16 protein-coding genes and 1 other annotated feature are annotated in these 13305 nt (G+C 52.5%); of the genes, 15 read left to right on the top strand and 1 reads right to left on the bottom strand.

What is annotated here, in order from left to right:
- Positions 1–210: 210 nt before the first annotated feature.
- The 12 genes from ACSIPU_RS04000 to btuC all read left to right on the top strand — a co-directional run bounded on the left by ACSIPU_RS04000 (position 211) and on the right by btuC (position 10260).
- Complete coding sequence (locus ACSIPU_RS04000; protein ID WP_024274361.1) at positions 211–969, top strand: DUF481 domain-containing protein; 759 nt, start codon at positions 211–213, stop codon at positions 967–969.
- A 270-nt stretch (positions 970–1239) separates the two neighbouring features.
- The gene (locus ACSIPU_RS03995) at positions 1240–1473 is read left to right on the top strand and encodes a hypothetical protein (RefSeq protein ID WP_004103077.1); all 234 of its coding nucleotides are present in this window, start codon (positions 1240–1242) and stop codon (positions 1471–1473) included.
- Positions 1474–1914: 441 nt separating this feature from the next.
- Entirely contained in the window at positions 1915–3843 is a 1929-nt protein-coding gene (thrS, locus tag ACSIPU_RS03990) for a threonine--tRNA ligase (RefSeq protein WP_004102966.1), read from the top strand.
- Positions 3844–3846: 3 nt separating this feature from the next.
- Complete coding sequence (infC, locus tag ACSIPU_RS03985; RefSeq protein ID WP_052746887.1) at positions 3847–4389, top strand: translation initiation factor IF-3; 543 nt, start codon at positions 3847–3849, stop codon at positions 4387–4389.
- 96 nt (positions 4390–4485) lie between these two features.
- A complete protein-coding gene (gene rpmI / locus ACSIPU_RS03980) occupies positions 4486–4683 on the top strand; it encodes a 50S ribosomal protein L35 (protein ID WP_001124225.1) in 198 nt (65 codons plus the stop codon).
- 50 nt (positions 4684–4733) lie between these two features.
- Positions 4734–5090 carry a 50S ribosomal protein L20 gene (gene rplT / locus ACSIPU_RS03975; protein ID WP_004102963.1) on the top strand — a complete coding sequence of 119 codons (357 nt, stop codon included), beginning with the start codon at positions 4734–4736 and terminating at the stop codon, positions 5088–5090.
- 117 nt (positions 5091–5207) lie between these two features.
- Positions 5208–5333: a sequence feature (Phe leader region), on the top strand.
- On the top strand, positions 5213–5257 hold the full coding sequence (gene pheM / locus ACSIPU_RS03970) for a pheST operon leader peptide PheM (protein ID WP_001386830.1): 45 nt from the start codon (positions 5213–5215) through the stop codon (positions 5255–5257). It overlaps the preceding feature by 45 nt.
- Entirely contained in the window at positions 5275–5445 is a 171-nt protein-coding gene (locus ACSIPU_RS03965) for a hypothetical protein (protein ID WP_153675267.1), read from the top strand.
- A 41-nt stretch (positions 5446–5486) precedes the next feature.
- Positions 5487–6470, top strand: coding sequence for a phenylalanine--tRNA ligase subunit alpha (gene pheS / locus ACSIPU_RS03960; protein WP_004102962.1), 984 nt, complete (start codon positions 5487–5489; stop codon positions 6468–6470).
- A 15-nt stretch (positions 6471–6485) separates the two neighbouring features.
- Entirely contained in the window at positions 6486–8873 is a 2388-nt protein-coding gene (pheT, locus tag ACSIPU_RS03955) for a phenylalanine--tRNA ligase subunit beta (protein ID WP_004102961.1), read from the top strand.
- A gap of 4 nt (positions 8874–8877) precedes the next feature.
- Positions 8878–9177 carry an integration host factor subunit alpha gene (ihfA, locus tag ACSIPU_RS03950; protein ID WP_004102960.1) on the top strand — a complete coding sequence of 100 codons (300 nt, stop codon included), beginning with the start codon at positions 8878–8880 and terminating at the stop codon, positions 9175–9177.
- A 96-nt stretch (positions 9178–9273) separates the two neighbouring features.
- Positions 9274–10260, top strand: coding sequence for a vitamin B12 ABC transporter permease BtuC (gene btuC / locus ACSIPU_RS03945; protein ID WP_029496803.1), 987 nt, complete (start codon positions 9274–9276; stop codon positions 10258–10260).
- Between the two features lie 57 nt (positions 10261–10317).
- Here the strand turns inward: btuC and ACSIPU_RS03940 are convergent, their stop codons facing one another.
- Positions 10318–11118 (bottom strand): MetQ/NlpA family ABC transporter substrate-binding protein, encoded by an 801-nt coding sequence (locus ACSIPU_RS03940; RefSeq protein WP_017145687.1) that lies wholly within the window; start codon positions 11116–11118, stop codon positions 10318–10320.
- Positions 11119–11343: 225 nt separating this feature from the next.
- Between ACSIPU_RS03940 and ACSIPU_RS03935 the strand changes: the two genes are divergently transcribed.
- The 3 genes from ACSIPU_RS03935 (at position 11344) to ACSIPU_RS03925 (ending at position 13190) form a co-directional block, all read left to right on the top strand.
- A complete protein-coding gene (locus tag ACSIPU_RS03935; RefSeq protein WP_004102953.1) occupies positions 11344–11895 on the top strand; it encodes a glutathione peroxidase in 552 nt (183 codons plus the stop codon).
- Positions 11895–12644, top strand: coding sequence for a vitamin B12 ABC transporter ATP-binding protein BtuD (gene btuD, locus ACSIPU_RS03930; RefSeq protein ID WP_004113605.1), 750 nt, complete (start codon positions 11895–11897; stop codon positions 12642–12644). Before ACSIPU_RS03935 ends, btuD begins: the two co-directional genes overlap by 1 nt.
- A gap of 81 nt (positions 12645–12725) precedes the next feature.
- A complete protein-coding gene (locus tag ACSIPU_RS03925) occupies positions 12726–13190 on the top strand; it encodes an NlpC/P60 family protein (protein WP_004102948.1) in 465 nt (154 codons plus the stop codon).
- Positions 13191–13305 lie beyond the last annotated feature (115 nt).

Here is a 13305-nt window from a genome sequence, read left to right as displayed (position 1 = left end):
AGTGATTTTCGCCGGGCCTGGCTTTTATCTTTATGAAATAAAAATTGTTTTAAGAAGGGTCTTATACAAAAAACGAAAGAGTAATTGATTGCTAAGTTAATCGTGCTTTTTTATAATTTACTCCCTTTCCTGGAGCGGCAATCTGCGATCCTCGCGAAAGTTTCCGGGACCCTCCTGGTCTCCTTATAGGTTGTACGGACTTAAAATTAAATGAAGCTTTTGAAGACAGTACCCGCAGCGGCAATGCTGGCGGGGGGGCTCTTTGCGTCTGCATACGCAATGGCCGATGATTCCGTTTTTACTGTCATGGATGACCCTTCTTCTGCCAAAAAACCTTTCGAAGGAACTGTTAACGCCGGCTATCTGGCGCAGTCCGGCAATACGAAAAGTTCCTCAATGACCGCAGACTCCACGTTGACCTGGTATGGCAATACGACCGCATGGTCGCTGTGGGGAAATGCCAGCAATACATCGTCAAACGATCAGCGCTCTTCGGAAAAGTACGCGTTGGGTGGACGTAGCCGGTATAACCTGACCGATCAGAACTATATCTTTGGCCAGGCCAGCTGGCTGACCGATCGTTACAATGGCTATCAGCAGCGTGATGTGTTCACCGCGGGTTATGGTCGGCAGATCATGAACGGTCCGGTACACAGCCTGCGTTTCGAATTCGGTCCCGGCGTGCGTTACGACGAGTATACCGATGGAGATAACGATACCCAGCCGCTGGGCTACGCTTCCGGCACTTATGCCTGGCAGATGACCGATAACGCCCGATTTACCCAGGGCGTTTCGGTATTCGGCGCTGAAGATACGACGCTGAACTCGGAAAGTGCATTGAATGTGGCGATCAATGCGCATTTTGCGCTCAAAGTGGCCTATAACCTGACGTGGAACTCGGAACCGCCATCCTCGGCACCGGAACACACCGATCGTCGTACAACGCTATCGCTCGGATATAAAATGTAATATTTTCAGGCCGGATATTCCGGCCTGTTTGTTTTAAATTTGGCATAAAGTGGCATTATTATTTTTGGTCTCTTGTTTTGTTTTTTATAAAAAGAACCGGCCTTCATAATTTCCTCATAATTGTCTTTTTGCTGACAAATATGCAGTTAATTTGACACGAAAAGATAAATATTGGGTCGGACAAAAATGTGATCTGGATCTATACTGTGGAACACAGGCGGAGATAACGATTCCGTTCTATTACCTGAAACAAATAAGAGAATGACTATCATGAGAAATAGCAAAATCGCACTCGCGGCCGTGATGCTGTGCACGCTGTCTTTTGGCGCATTTGCCGCCGCTCCCGCACCGCAGCCGGGTAATAACGATCATACGCAAGTTGGCATTGCTAAAGCCACCGATGTCGAAGCGGGTTCCAACATTGCGCCGGGTTCACAATCAACCGGGCAGTCAATGAACGATGCTTTTGATGTTCATAAACTTGTTGCCGGGGAATGGTCCTGATATTTCATCACCATTTAACATCCCCCTTTAATTATTTCGTGAAGCAGCAAACCGGGTAATGTTGTACCGGTTTTGCTTTGCGCGTTTTCGGTTAAACATTCACTATTTATGTGAAATCATAAATATCCTTTATGGGTCATCCCGTCCTGCGTTGTGCATCTTGTTGCGAAAGAATTACGCTGCGTTAGTCGCGCCCCCCTTTTTTTTCCCATCAACAATAACCATTTAGTCTCATGTGACTTTAATCACGCAGTAATGATGTGTAAACTAACCGTCGGTGTTATCAACAGGCGGCTGCAGGTGGGTACGCGTCGGTGAACGAGCGTGCACATATTTTCGCAGAGTGAAGCGGGAACTGAGCCGGAACATGTTGATAATTATGATTATATTGTTTTGTATGTGCTCTTTCGTGTGGGGCACCACTGCAAATAAGGACATGAAATGCCTGTAATTACGCTTCCTGATGGCAGCCAACGCCATTTTGATCATGCTGTGAGCCCGATGGACGTCGCTTTGGATATTGGCCCCGGTCTGGCGAAAGCCACCATTGCGGGTCGTGTCAACGGCGAGCTGGTCGACGCCTGTGACTTAATTGAAAACGACGCGACGCTCTCTATCATCACCGCGAAAGATGAAGATGGTCTTGAGATTATTCGTCACTCCTGTGCGCACCTTTTAGGGCACGCAATTAAACAGCTGTGGCCAAATACCAAAATGGCGATCGGCCCGGTTGTCGACAATGGTTTTTACTATGATGTCGATCTGGACCATACCCTGACCCAGGAAGATATCGACGCGCTCGAAAAGCGTATGCACGAGCTCGCCGAGAAAAACTACGACGTCATTAAGAAGAAAGTCAGCTGGCACGAAGCGCGTGAAACCTTCGTGAAGCGCGGCGAGAGCTATAAAGTCTCCATTCTTGATGAAAACATTGCTCATGATGACAAACCCGGTTTGTATCATCATGAAGAATATGTCGATATGTGCCGTGGACCGCATGTGCCGAATATGCGTTTCTGCCATCACTTCAAACTGATGAAGACCGCTGGCGCCTACTGGCGCGGCGATAGCAACAATAAAATGCTGCAGCGCATCTACGGGACCGCATGGGCAGATAAAAAAGCCTTAAATGCCTATCTGCAGCGTCTGGAAGAAGCCGCTAAGCGCGATCACCGTAAAATCGGCAAGCAGCTCGACCTGTATCATATGCAGGAAGAGGCGCCGGGTATGGTATTCTGGCATAACGATGGCTGGACTATCTTCCGCGAACTGGAAACTTTTGTGCGTTCTAAGCTGAAAGAGTACCAGTATCAGGAAGTTAAAGGTCCGTTTATGATGGACCGTGTGCTGTGGGAAAAAACCGGCCACTGGGACAACTATAAAGATGCGATGTTCACCACGTCTTCTGAGAACCGTGAATACTGCATCAAGCCGATGAACTGCCCGGGTCACGTACAGATCTTCAACCAGGGTCTGAAATCCTACCGCGATCTGCCGTTACGTATGGCTGAATTCGGTAGCTGCCATCGTAACGAACCGTCAGGCGCGCTGCATGGCCTGATGCGCGTACGTGGCTTTACTCAGGACGACGCCCATATCTTCTGTACTGAAGATCAGGTTCGCGATGAAGTGAACGCCTGTATTCGTATGGTCTACGATATGTACAGCACCTTTGGCTTCGAGAAAATCGTCGTCAAACTGTCGACTCGCCCGGAAAAACGCATCGGTAGCGATGAGACCTGGGATCGTGCTGAAGCGGATCTGGCCGTTGCGCTGGAAGAGAACAACATCCCGTTTGAGTATCAGCTGGGTGAAGGCGCGTTCTACGGTCCGAAAATTGAATTTACCCTGTATGACTGCCTCGATCGTGCATGGCAGTGCGGTACTGTACAGCTGGACTTCTCCCTGCCGCAGCGTTTAAGCGCCTCTTATGTGGGTGAAAATAACGAACGACAGGTTCCGGTAATGATTCACCGCGCAATTCTTGGTTCGCTGGAGCGCTTCATCGGCATCCTGACCGAAGAGTTTGCGGGCTTCTTCCCAAGCTGGCTTGCGCCGGTGCAGGTTGTGGTCATGAATATTACTGATTCTCAGGCTGAATACGTTAACGAATTGACGCGTAAACTACAAAATGCGGGCATTCGCGTAAAAGCAGACTTGAGAAATGAGAAGATAGGCTTTAAAATCCGCGAGCACACTTTACGTCGTGTCCCTTACATGTTGGTCTGTGGCGACAAAGAGGTAGAAGCCGGCAAAGTCGCCGTGCGTACCCGTCGTGGCAAAGACTTGGGCAGCCTGGACGTAAATGAAGTTATCGAGAAGCTGCAACAAGAGATTCGCAGCCGCAGTCTAAAACAACTGGAGGAATAAGGTATTAAAGGCGGAAAACGAGTTCAAACGGCACGTCCGAATCGTATTAATGGCGAGATTCGCGCCCTGGAAGTTCGCTTAACTGGTCTGGAAGGCGAAGCTTTGGGTATTGTGAGTCTGAGAGAAGCAATCGAAAAAGCTGAAGAAGCTGGAGTAGATTTAGTTGAAATCAGCCCTAACGCCGAACCGCCAGTTTGTCGTATCATGGACTACGGCAAGTTCCTTTATGAAAAGAGCAAGTCTTCTAAGGAACAGAAGAAAAAGCAAAAAGTTATCCAGGTTAAGGAAATTAAGTTCCGTCCTGGCACCGACGATGGCGATTATCAGGTAAAACTCCGCAGCCTGATTCGCTTTCTGGAAGATGGCGATAAGGCCAAGATCACGCTGCGTTTTCGCGGCCGTGAGATGGCCCACCAACAGATCGGTATGGAAGTGCTTACCCGCGTCCGTGACGATCTGAGTGAACTGGCAGTAGTCGAATCCTTCCCAACGAAGATCGAAGGCCGCCAGATGATCATGGTGCTCGCTCCTAAGAAGAAACAGTAAGGCCTTCAAGTAGCAATGTCTGTGGAGCCTGCGGGTTCCACAGCCGTTGTTCGCCTATGTTTCGTTTATTAACAATGCGAAGTGGAAGTTATTAAAATGCCAAAAATTAAGACCGTACGCGGTGCTGCTAAGCGCTTCAAAAAAACCGGTAAAGGTGGTTTTAAGCACAAGCACGCTAACCTGCGTCACATTCTGACCAAAAAAGCTACCAAGCGTAAACGTCACCTGCGTCCGAAAGCCATGGTTTCCAAAGGCGATCTGGGCCTGGTCATCGCGTGCCTGCCGTACGCATAAGTCGTTAACCCTTTTAACTTTTTAATTAGAATAGATACAGGAGAGCACATATGGCTCGCGTAAAACGTGGTGTAGTTGCCCGTGCACGTCACAAGAAAATTTTGAAACAAGCTAAAGGCTACTACGGTGCGCGTTCTCGCGTATACCGCGTTGCCTTCCAGGCTGTTATCAAAGCTGGTCAGTACGCTTATCGTGACCGTCGTCAGAAAAAGCGTCAGTTCCGTCAACTGTGGATTGCGCGTATCAACGCAGCAGCACGTCAGAACGGTATTTCTTACAGCAAATTCATCAACGGCCTGAAAAAAGCCTCTGTTGAAATCGACCGTAAGATCCTGGCTGACATCGCAGTATTCGACAAATTAGCGTTCACCGCGCTGGTCGAAAAAGCGAAAGCAGCTCTGGCATAAGCCAGTTGAAAGAGGGAGCTTGTCTCCCTCTTTTCGTTTCAAGACTATCAATACATTGACTTTTATTCGCGTAAGCTTTTCAATATCGATCTTACGTTTTTACCAGACAAGGTAATGCAAGCATGAATGCTGCTATTTTCCGCTTCTTTTTTTACTTTAGCACCTGAACTCAGGAGGCTAGCGCGTGAAAGAAGAAACGGAAAACAGCGCCAAAAAGCCTCCCACTGTGGAGGCTTTTTTTGTATCTGAACTGGCTTGTTCTATTTCAAGCCCCAGACGAGTGGCTGGCCCTGGTCATTCTGACAACGGGCGGATTGCCCGCCGTCTGCGGCTCGAAATAGTGAGAGCAAAATAATAACCATAACCGGTGTCTGCACCGACATAATGAGGAAAACCATGTCACATCTCGCAGAGCTGGTTGCCAGTGCGAAGGCAGCCATTAACGAGGCATCAGATGTTGCTGCGCTGGACAACGTCCGCGTGGAATACCTGGGTAAAAAAGGTCTCCTGACCCTTCAGATGACGACCCTGCGTGAGCTGCCTGCTGAAGAGCGTCCGGCAGCCGGTGCGGTTATCAACGAAGCGAAAGAGCAGGTCCAGCAGGCGCTTAACGCGCGCAAGTCAGCGCTCGAAAGCGCAGCGCTCAACGCGCGTCTGGCCTCGGAAACCATTGATGTCTCTCTGCCGGGGCGTCGTATCGAGAACGGTGGCCTGCATCCGGTGACCCGTACCATCGACCGTATTGAAAGTTTCTTCGGTGAGCTCGGTTTTACCGTCGCGACTGGCCCGGAGATCGAAGATGATTATCACAACTTCGATGCGCTGAATATTCCAGGCCACCACCCGGCACGCGCTGACCACGACACTTTCTGGTTTGATGCCACGCGCCTGCTGCGCACGCAAACATCAGGCGTACAGATCCGCACCATGGCTAATCAGCAGCCGCCAATCCGCATTATTGCCCCCGGCCGCGTGTATCGTAACGACTACGATCAGACGCATACCCCGATGTTCCATCAGATGGAAGGTCTGATCGTTGACACTAACATCAGCTTCACCAACCTGAAGGGAACGCTGCACGATTTCCTGCGTAACTTCTTTGAAGAAGACCTGCAGATTCGTTTTCGTCCGTCCTATTTCCCGTTCACTGAGCCGTCTGCAGAAGTTGACGTGATGGGTAAAAACGGTAAATGGCTGGAAGTGCTCGGCTGCGGTATGGTGCATCCAAACGTGCTGCGTAACGTGGGCATCGATCCGGAAATCTATTCCGGCTTTGCCTTCGGCATGGGTATGGAGCGCCTGACCATGCTGCGCTATGGCGTGACCGACTTACGCGCGTTCTTCGAAAACGATCTGCGTTTCCTCAAACAGTTTAAATAAGGGCAGGACAGAACAATGAAATTCAGTGAACTGTGGTTACGCGAGTGGGTTAACCCGGCCATCGATAGCGAAGCGCTGTCGGATCAGATAACGATGGCCGGCCTTGAGGTTGACGGCGTAGAGCCGGTGGCGGGCAGCTTTAACGGCGTTGTCGTTGGCGAAGTGGTTGAGTGCGCTCAGCACCCGAATGCCGATAAACTGCGCGTCACAAAAATTAACGTCGGCGGAGAACGTCTGCTGGACATCGTCTGCGGCGCGCCAAACTGCCGTCAGGGCCTGAAGGTTGCTGTTGCTACCATCGGCGCCGTTCTGCCGGGCGATTTTAAAATTAAAGCGGCAAAGCTGCGCGGCGAACCGTCGGAAGGCATGCTGTGCTCCTTCTCCGAACTGGGAATTTCCGACGATCACAGCGGTATTATCGAACTGCCTGCCGACGCGCCGCTGGGTACCGATATTCGTGAATACCTGAAGCTTGACGATAACACTATCGAAATCAGCGTCACGCCAAACCGTGCCGACTGCCTGGGAATTATCGGCGTGGCCCGCGATGTTGCCGTGCTCAACAAGGCGCCTTTGAATGTCCCGGAAATGGCTCCGGTTGCCGCCACCATCGACGATGTTCTGCCAATCCAGGTTGACGCGCCGGAAGCGTGTCCTCGCTATCTGGGGCGTGTGGTAAAAGGCATCAATGTCAAAGCGCCGACGCCGCTATGGATGAAAGAGAAGCTGCGCCGCTGCGGTATTCGCTCCATCGATGCCGTGGTTGACGTGACCAACTACGTTCTGCTTGAGCTCGGTCAACCGATGCACGCATTCGATAAAGACCGCATTGAAGGCGGAATCATCGTACGTATGGCGCATGAAGGTGAAACGCTGGTTCTGCTTGACGGCTCCGAGGCGAAGCTGGATAGCGATACTCTGGTTATCGCTGACCACCAGAAAGCCCTCGCCATGGGCGGTATTTTCGGCGGCGAGCACTCCGGCGTAAACGATGAAACGCAAAACGTTCTGCTGGAATGCGCGTTCTTTAGTCCGCTATCCATTACCGGCCGCGCCCGCCGCCATGGCCTGCATACCGACGCTTCGCACCGCTACGAGCGCGGCGTGGACTCCGCGTTGCAGTATCAGGCAATGGAGCGTGCTACCCGCCTGCTGATGGATATTTGCGGCGGTGAAGCGGGCCCGATTATTGACGTTACCAATGAAGCGACTCTGCCGAAGCCTGCGACCATCCGTCTGCGCCGCAGCAAACTGGATCGTCTGATTGGCCATCACATTGAAGATACGCAGGTTAGCGACATTCTGCGTCGTCTGGGCTGTGAAGTTACCGAAGGACAGGATGAGTGGCATGCCGTGGCGCCGAGCTGGCGTTTCGACATGGAGATCGAAGAAGACCTGGTCGAAGAGGTTGCCCGCGTCTATGGCTATAACAATATTCCTGATGAACCGGTACAAGCGGGCCTGATTATGGGCACCCACCGCGAAGCGGATCTGTCGCTTAAGCGCGTGAAAACGTTGCTTAATGACAAAGGCTACCAGGAAGTGATTACCTATAGCTTTGTCGATCCGAAAGTACAGCAGTGGATCCACGCCGGCGAGGAAGCGCTGATTCTGCCGAGCCCGATCTCCAGCGAAATGTCGGCGATGCGCCTCTCCTTGTGGACCGGTCTGTTAGCAACGGTGGTCTACAACCAGAATCGTCAGCAGAACCGCGTACGCATCTTTGAGAGCGGTTTACGCTTTGTGCCTGATACCCAGGCTCCGCTGGGTATTCGTCAGGATCTGATGCTGGCTGGCGTTATCTGCGGCAACCGCTATGAAGAACACTGGAACCTGGCAAAAGAGACCGTCGATTTCTATGATGTAAAAGGCGATCTTGAGTCTGTACTCGACCTGACCGGTAAGCTGTCCGACATCGAATTCCGTATCGAAGCTAATAATGCGCTTCATCCGGGCCAGTCGGCAGCGATTTATCTGAAAGGTGAACGTATTGGTTTTATTGGGGTTGTTCATCCCGAGCTGGAACGTAAACTGGATCTGAACGGTCGCACTCTGGTATTTGAACTGGAGTGGAACAAGCTTGCAGACCGCGTGGTGCCTCAGGCGCGTGAAGTTTCTCGCTTCCCGGCGAACCGTCGCGACATCGCCGTCGTTGTGGCAGAAAACGTTCCCGCTGCCGATGTTTTAGCCGAGTGTAAGAAAGTTGGCGTAAATCAGGTAGTTGGCGTAAACTTATTTGACGTGTACCGCGGCAAGGGCGTAGCGGAAGGTTTCAAGAGCCTCGCTATCAGCCTTATCCTCCAGGATACCAGCCGTACACTCGAAGAAGAGGAGATTGCCGCTACCGTCGCCAAATGTGTAGAGGCATTGAAAGAGCGATTCCAGGCATCATTGAGGGATTGAACCTATGGCGCTTACAAAAGCTGAAATGTCAGAATATCTGTTTGATAAGCTTGGGCTTAGCAAGCGGGATGCCAAAGAGCTGGTAGAGTTGTTTTTCGAAGAGGTCCGTCGCGCTCTGGAAAACGGGGAGCAGGTAAAGCTCTCCGGGTTCGGCAACTTCGATTTGCGTGATAAAAACCAACGCCCGGGCCGTAACCCGAAAACGGGAGAGGATATCCCTATTACAGCCCGGCGAGTGGTGACTTTCAGACCTGGCCAGAAGCTAAAAAGCCGCGTCGAAAATGCGTCACCCAGAGACAAATAATCTGAACTAACTAAAAAGGCCGCGATGCGGCCTTTTTTCTTTTCTTCGCCGAATACCGTAAAATCAATCACATCCTTTTCCCCGATGCAGAAATCTATGCTGACCTTTGCTCAAATTCAACGGCGCCGCAGCCGGCGCTGGCTTGCCGTATTAACCTTGCTGCTGCTGGCTACGTCGACCATTAGCCTGTGCGCGGGCGACCAGTGGATTGGCCCCGGCGAATGGTTTAGCGCCAAAGGTGAGCTGTTTATCTGGCAGATACGTCTGCCGCGCACCCTGGCCGTTCTGCTGGTGGGCGCCGCGCTGGCGCTTTCCGGGGCGATTATGCAGGCGCTGTTTGAAAACCCGCTGGCGGAGCCCGGCCTGCTGGGGGTCTCAAACGGCGCTGGAGTCGGCCTGATTGCTGCCGTATTGCTGGGAAAAGGACTGCTTCCTGGTTGGGCGCTGGGGCTGTGTGCAATCGCGGGCGCGCTGGTCATAACCTTTATTTTGCTACGTTTCGCCCGGCGGCATCTGTCTACCAGCCGTCTGCTGCTGGCGGGTGTGGCGCTCGGTATTATTTGTAGCGCGCTGATGACCTGGGCAGTCTATTTCTCTACCTCTTTCGATCTCCGCCAGCTGATGTACTGGATGATGGGCGGATTTGGCGGCGTAGACTGGCAGCAGCTGTGGTTGATGCTGGCGCTGCTGCCGGTACTGGCCTGGGGATGCCTGCAATCGCAGCCGCTTAATTTGCTCGCGCTGGGGGAGGTTTCAGCGCGTCAACTGGGGCTTCCGCTGTGGTTATGGCGAAAGGTACTGGTGGTCGCGACCGGTTGGCTGGTGGGCGTCAGCGTGGCGCTGGCTGGAGCGATTGGCTTTATCGGTCTGGTTATCCCGCATATTCTGCGTTTATGTGGTTTGAGCGATCACCGCGTACTGCTTCCGGCTTGTCTGCTGGCGGGCGCCAGCGCGCTGCTGGGGGCGGATATCGTCGCGCGGCTGGCGCTATCTGCGGCGGAGCTGCCTATTGGCGTAGTGACCGCCACCCTGGGGGCGCCGGTGTTTATCTGGTTATTGCTTAAATCAGGCCGCCCGCATTAACGGGCGGCCATACAGACAGGGGCTGGCTTGTTGCCGCCTCTGTATGCGGCCGATCCATTACCAGCCCTTAATCGCATCGCCTTTATAGACTTCCGCTGCCTTGTCGGCAACGGCTTGCGTCTGGAAGGCCTCTTTCAGTTCCTGAACTTTTTTACTGTCTTTATTATCTTCGCGCGCAACAATGGCGTTGACGTACGGAGAGTCCGGCCCCTCCATAAATAACCCATCGCGAGCGGCGGACAGACCAGCCTGCGCGGAGAAATTGGTATTAATAATCGACAGGGCGACGTTCGGGTCGTCAAGCGTACGGGTCAGCTGCGGCGTGTCGACTTCCACAATCTTCAGCTGTTTAGGATTATCAATAATATCCAGCGTCGTCGGCAGGTAGCCTGTCCCGTCTTTCAGCTTGATCAAGCCCTGCGCCTGTAGCAACAGCAAACTGCGGCCCAGGGTGGTGGTTTCGTTAGAAATGGAGATCGTCGCGCCGTCAGGCAGTTCGCTAATATTTTTGATTTTCTTCGAGTAAGCGGCGATCGGGAAGACGAAGGTTTTACCGACAATCGCAAACTTATAGCCGCGTTCTTTTGATTGCGCTTCAAGGTAAGGCAGCGTCTGGAAGGCGTTAGCAGCAACGTCTTTATTGTTTAACGCTTCGTTCGGCAGGACGTAATCATTAAAAGAGATGACCTCCACGTCGAGGTTGTATTTCTCTTTAGCCACCTGTTCTACGACTTTCCAGATAGCCTCATCCGGCCCGGTATTGATCGCGACTTTAACTTTATTATCTTCATCCGGCGAGCAGGCCGATAACAGCGCGACGGAGGCCGCAATTAACACGGTGCTAAACATCTTTTTCATCAATAAAACTCTCTCAAATTAACAATTAACGAAATGCTATTACATCCATTCACCACTGTACACTGAATTGCTCTGTACCGGTGTTGAGATGAATTCATGTTGCGCAGCCTGTTACATCAAGAGACACTCCAGGGCGATTCCAGGTAGAATGCCCTGGTCTGAATCCGCTACAGTAGATAGAGATCACCTGAAGCAGTCACCGGTTTTATTCACTGAGGGAAGGCTATGCAACACGATATTCTTAATACTGATGTCACCACTATCGATGGTGAGAAAACAACGCTTGCTCCGTGGGCAGGCAAAGTGCTGTTGATCGTTAACGTTGCGTCAAAATGCGGCCTGACGCCGCAGTATGAGCAACTGGAAGCGCTGCAAAAGGATTTAGAAAGCGAAGGTTTCAGCGTGCTGGGCTTTCCCTGCAACCAGTTTTTGGGGCAGGAGCCGGGCAGCGAAGAGGAGATTAAAACGTTCTGCAGTACGACTTACGGCGTGACCTTCCCGATGTTCAGCAAAATTGACGTCAACGGCGAACATCGCGCGCCGTTGTATCAAAAGCTGATTGCGGCGGCGCCTCAGGCCGTTGCTCCAGCAGGCAGCGGTTTCTATGAACGCATGGCCAGTAAAGGCCGCGCGCCGCTGTATGTCGACGACATTCTGTGGAACTTTGAAAAATTCCTGATTGGCCGCGACGGCCAGGTTATCGGTCGTTTCTCTCCGGATATGACGCCGGATGACCCGCAGCTGGTGGCCGCTATTAAAGGAGCATTAGCGAAATAATGCCGTTTTTGATGCAGCTACAGGATGTCGAAGAGCCTGGACGGCTGGCGCCGTTTTCAGCCGATATCAGACCGGGAGAGATTATTCATCTGGTGGGGCCAAACGGGGCGGGGAAAAGCACATTGCTGGCACGTATGGCGGGGCTCTCTACCGGCCCGGGGCAGGTAAGACTGAATGAACGTCTTCTGAATGACTGGCCGGCGCAGGAGCTGGCGCGTCATCGCGCCTACTTAAGCCAGCACCAGATGCCGCCTTTCGCCATGCCGGTCTGGCATTACCTATCGCTGCATCTGCAGAACGAGGCGCAAAACGGACTCCTGACGGCCATTGCGCAGAAGCTGGGCTTAGGCGATAAGCTTGGACGTCAGGTGAATCACATCTCCGGTGGGGAGTGGCAGCGCGTGCGCCTGGCGGCGGTGATACTGCAGATTCATCGTCAGGCTAACGCGTCCGGTCAACTGCTACTGCTGGATGAACCGATGAACAGCCTGGACGTGGCGCAGCAGGCCGCGCTCGATCGACTGCTTAGCGATCTCTGCGCATCAGGCATTGCCATCGTCATGAGCAGCCACGATCTTAATCATACTCTCCGGCACGCCCACAGCTCCTGGCTTATCTGTCAGGGGCAAACTATCGCCTGCGGCAGCACCGCGGAGGTGTTAAGCGAGGAGAATTTAACCGCTGCCTATGCCATGGAGTTTCAGCGGGTTGAGGTGGCGGGTCATCTTATGCTCGTTGCGTCACAGTAGCACGCAGTCAGCTTGCCAGCGAATTGATAAACAAGGTAAATTATTCCGATAACCGGATAGGGAACAGAGGATTCGTCTGAGATGCGTTTCTGGCTCGTTTTGTGCGTTGCGTTATTTCTCGCGGGTTGTAGCAGTCACCGTGCACCGCCGCCAAATCCGCGGCTGGCTGATTCGATTACCGTCGTTGCCAACCTGAATGAGCAGTTAAGGAACTGGCGGGGAGCGCCGTATCGCTACGGCGGAATGTCGCCGCGCGGCGTTGATTGCTCGGGGTTCGTGCTGATGACGTTTCGCGATAAATTTGCGTTACAGCTGCCGCGCGAAACCCGCGAACAGGCGGAAATCGGCACTAAAATCGATAAAAGCGAACTGCTGCCCGGCGATCTGGTCTTCTTTAAAACCGGATCCGGCGAGAGCGGTCTGCACGTCGGTATTTACGACACGGATAACCAGTTTATTCATGCTTCCACCAGCCAGGGCGTCACGCGTTCATCGCTGGATAATGTCTACTGGCATAAAAATTTCTGGCAGGCGCGCAGGATCTAACGTTAGCTAATGAGCAGGGAGCCCCTGTCTCCCTGCTCATCATGGCAAAGCGGCTGAGAGATAGCGCTCCATGCTTGCCGATTCAGCTATCCCCCCCAAATTAGACCAGCCGATC

This window comes from Klebsiella sp. HN106, assembly GCF_051209435.1.
GTDB classification, from domain to species: Bacteria; Pseudomonadota; Gammaproteobacteria; order Enterobacterales; family Enterobacteriaceae; genus Klebsiella; species Klebsiella oxytoca.
The sequence above is the reverse complement of the archived record's forward strand: the minus strand, read 5'-3'. Positions and strand labels throughout refer to the sequence as shown.

Bases quoted from the DNA above. Each gene is read 5' to 3' on its own strand.
- ACSIPU_RS04000 (WP_024274361.1), top strand. From the start codon at position 211: ATGAAGCTTTTGAAGACAGTACCCGCAGCGGCAATGCTGGCGGGGGGG.
- ACSIPU_RS03995 (WP_004103077.1), top strand. From the start codon at position 1,240: ATGAGAAATAGCAAAATCGCACTCGCGGCCGTGATGCTGTGCACGCTG.
- thrS (WP_004102966.1), top strand. From the start codon at position 1,915: ATGCCTGTAATTACGCTTCCTGATGGCAGCCAACGCCATTTTGATCAT.
- rpmI (WP_001124225.1), top strand. From the start codon at position 4,486: ATGCCAAAAATTAAGACCGTACGCGGTGCTGCTAAGCGCTTCAAAAAA.
- rplT (WP_004102963.1), top strand. From the start codon at position 4,734: ATGGCTCGCGTAAAACGTGGTGTAGTTGCCCGTGCACGTCACAAGAAA.
- pheS (WP_004102962.1), top strand. From the start codon at position 5,487: ATGTCACATCTCGCAGAGCTGGTTGCCAGTGCGAAGGCAGCCATTAAC.
- pheT (WP_004102961.1), top strand. From the start codon at position 6,486: ATGAAATTCAGTGAACTGTGGTTACGCGAGTGGGTTAACCCGGCCATC.
- ihfA (WP_004102960.1), top strand. From the start codon at position 8,878: ATGGCGCTTACAAAAGCTGAAATGTCAGAATATCTGTTTGATAAGCTT.
- btuC (WP_029496803.1), top strand. From the start codon at position 9,274: ATGCTGACCTTTGCTCAAATTCAACGGCGCCGCAGCCGGCGCTGGCTT.
- ACSIPU_RS03940 (WP_017145687.1), bottom strand. From the start codon at position 11,118: ATGAAAAAGATGTTTAGCACCGTGTTAATTGCGGCCTCCGTCGCGCTG.
- ACSIPU_RS03935 (WP_004102953.1), top strand. From the start codon at position 11,344: ATGCAACACGATATTCTTAATACTGATGTCACCACTATCGATGGTGAG.
- btuD (WP_004113605.1), top strand. From the start codon at position 11,895: ATGCCGTTTTTGATGCAGCTACAGGATGTCGAAGAGCCTGGACGGCTG.
- ACSIPU_RS03925 (WP_004102948.1), top strand. From the start codon at position 12,726: ATGCGTTTCTGGCTCGTTTTGTGCGTTGCGTTATTTCTCGCGGGTTGT.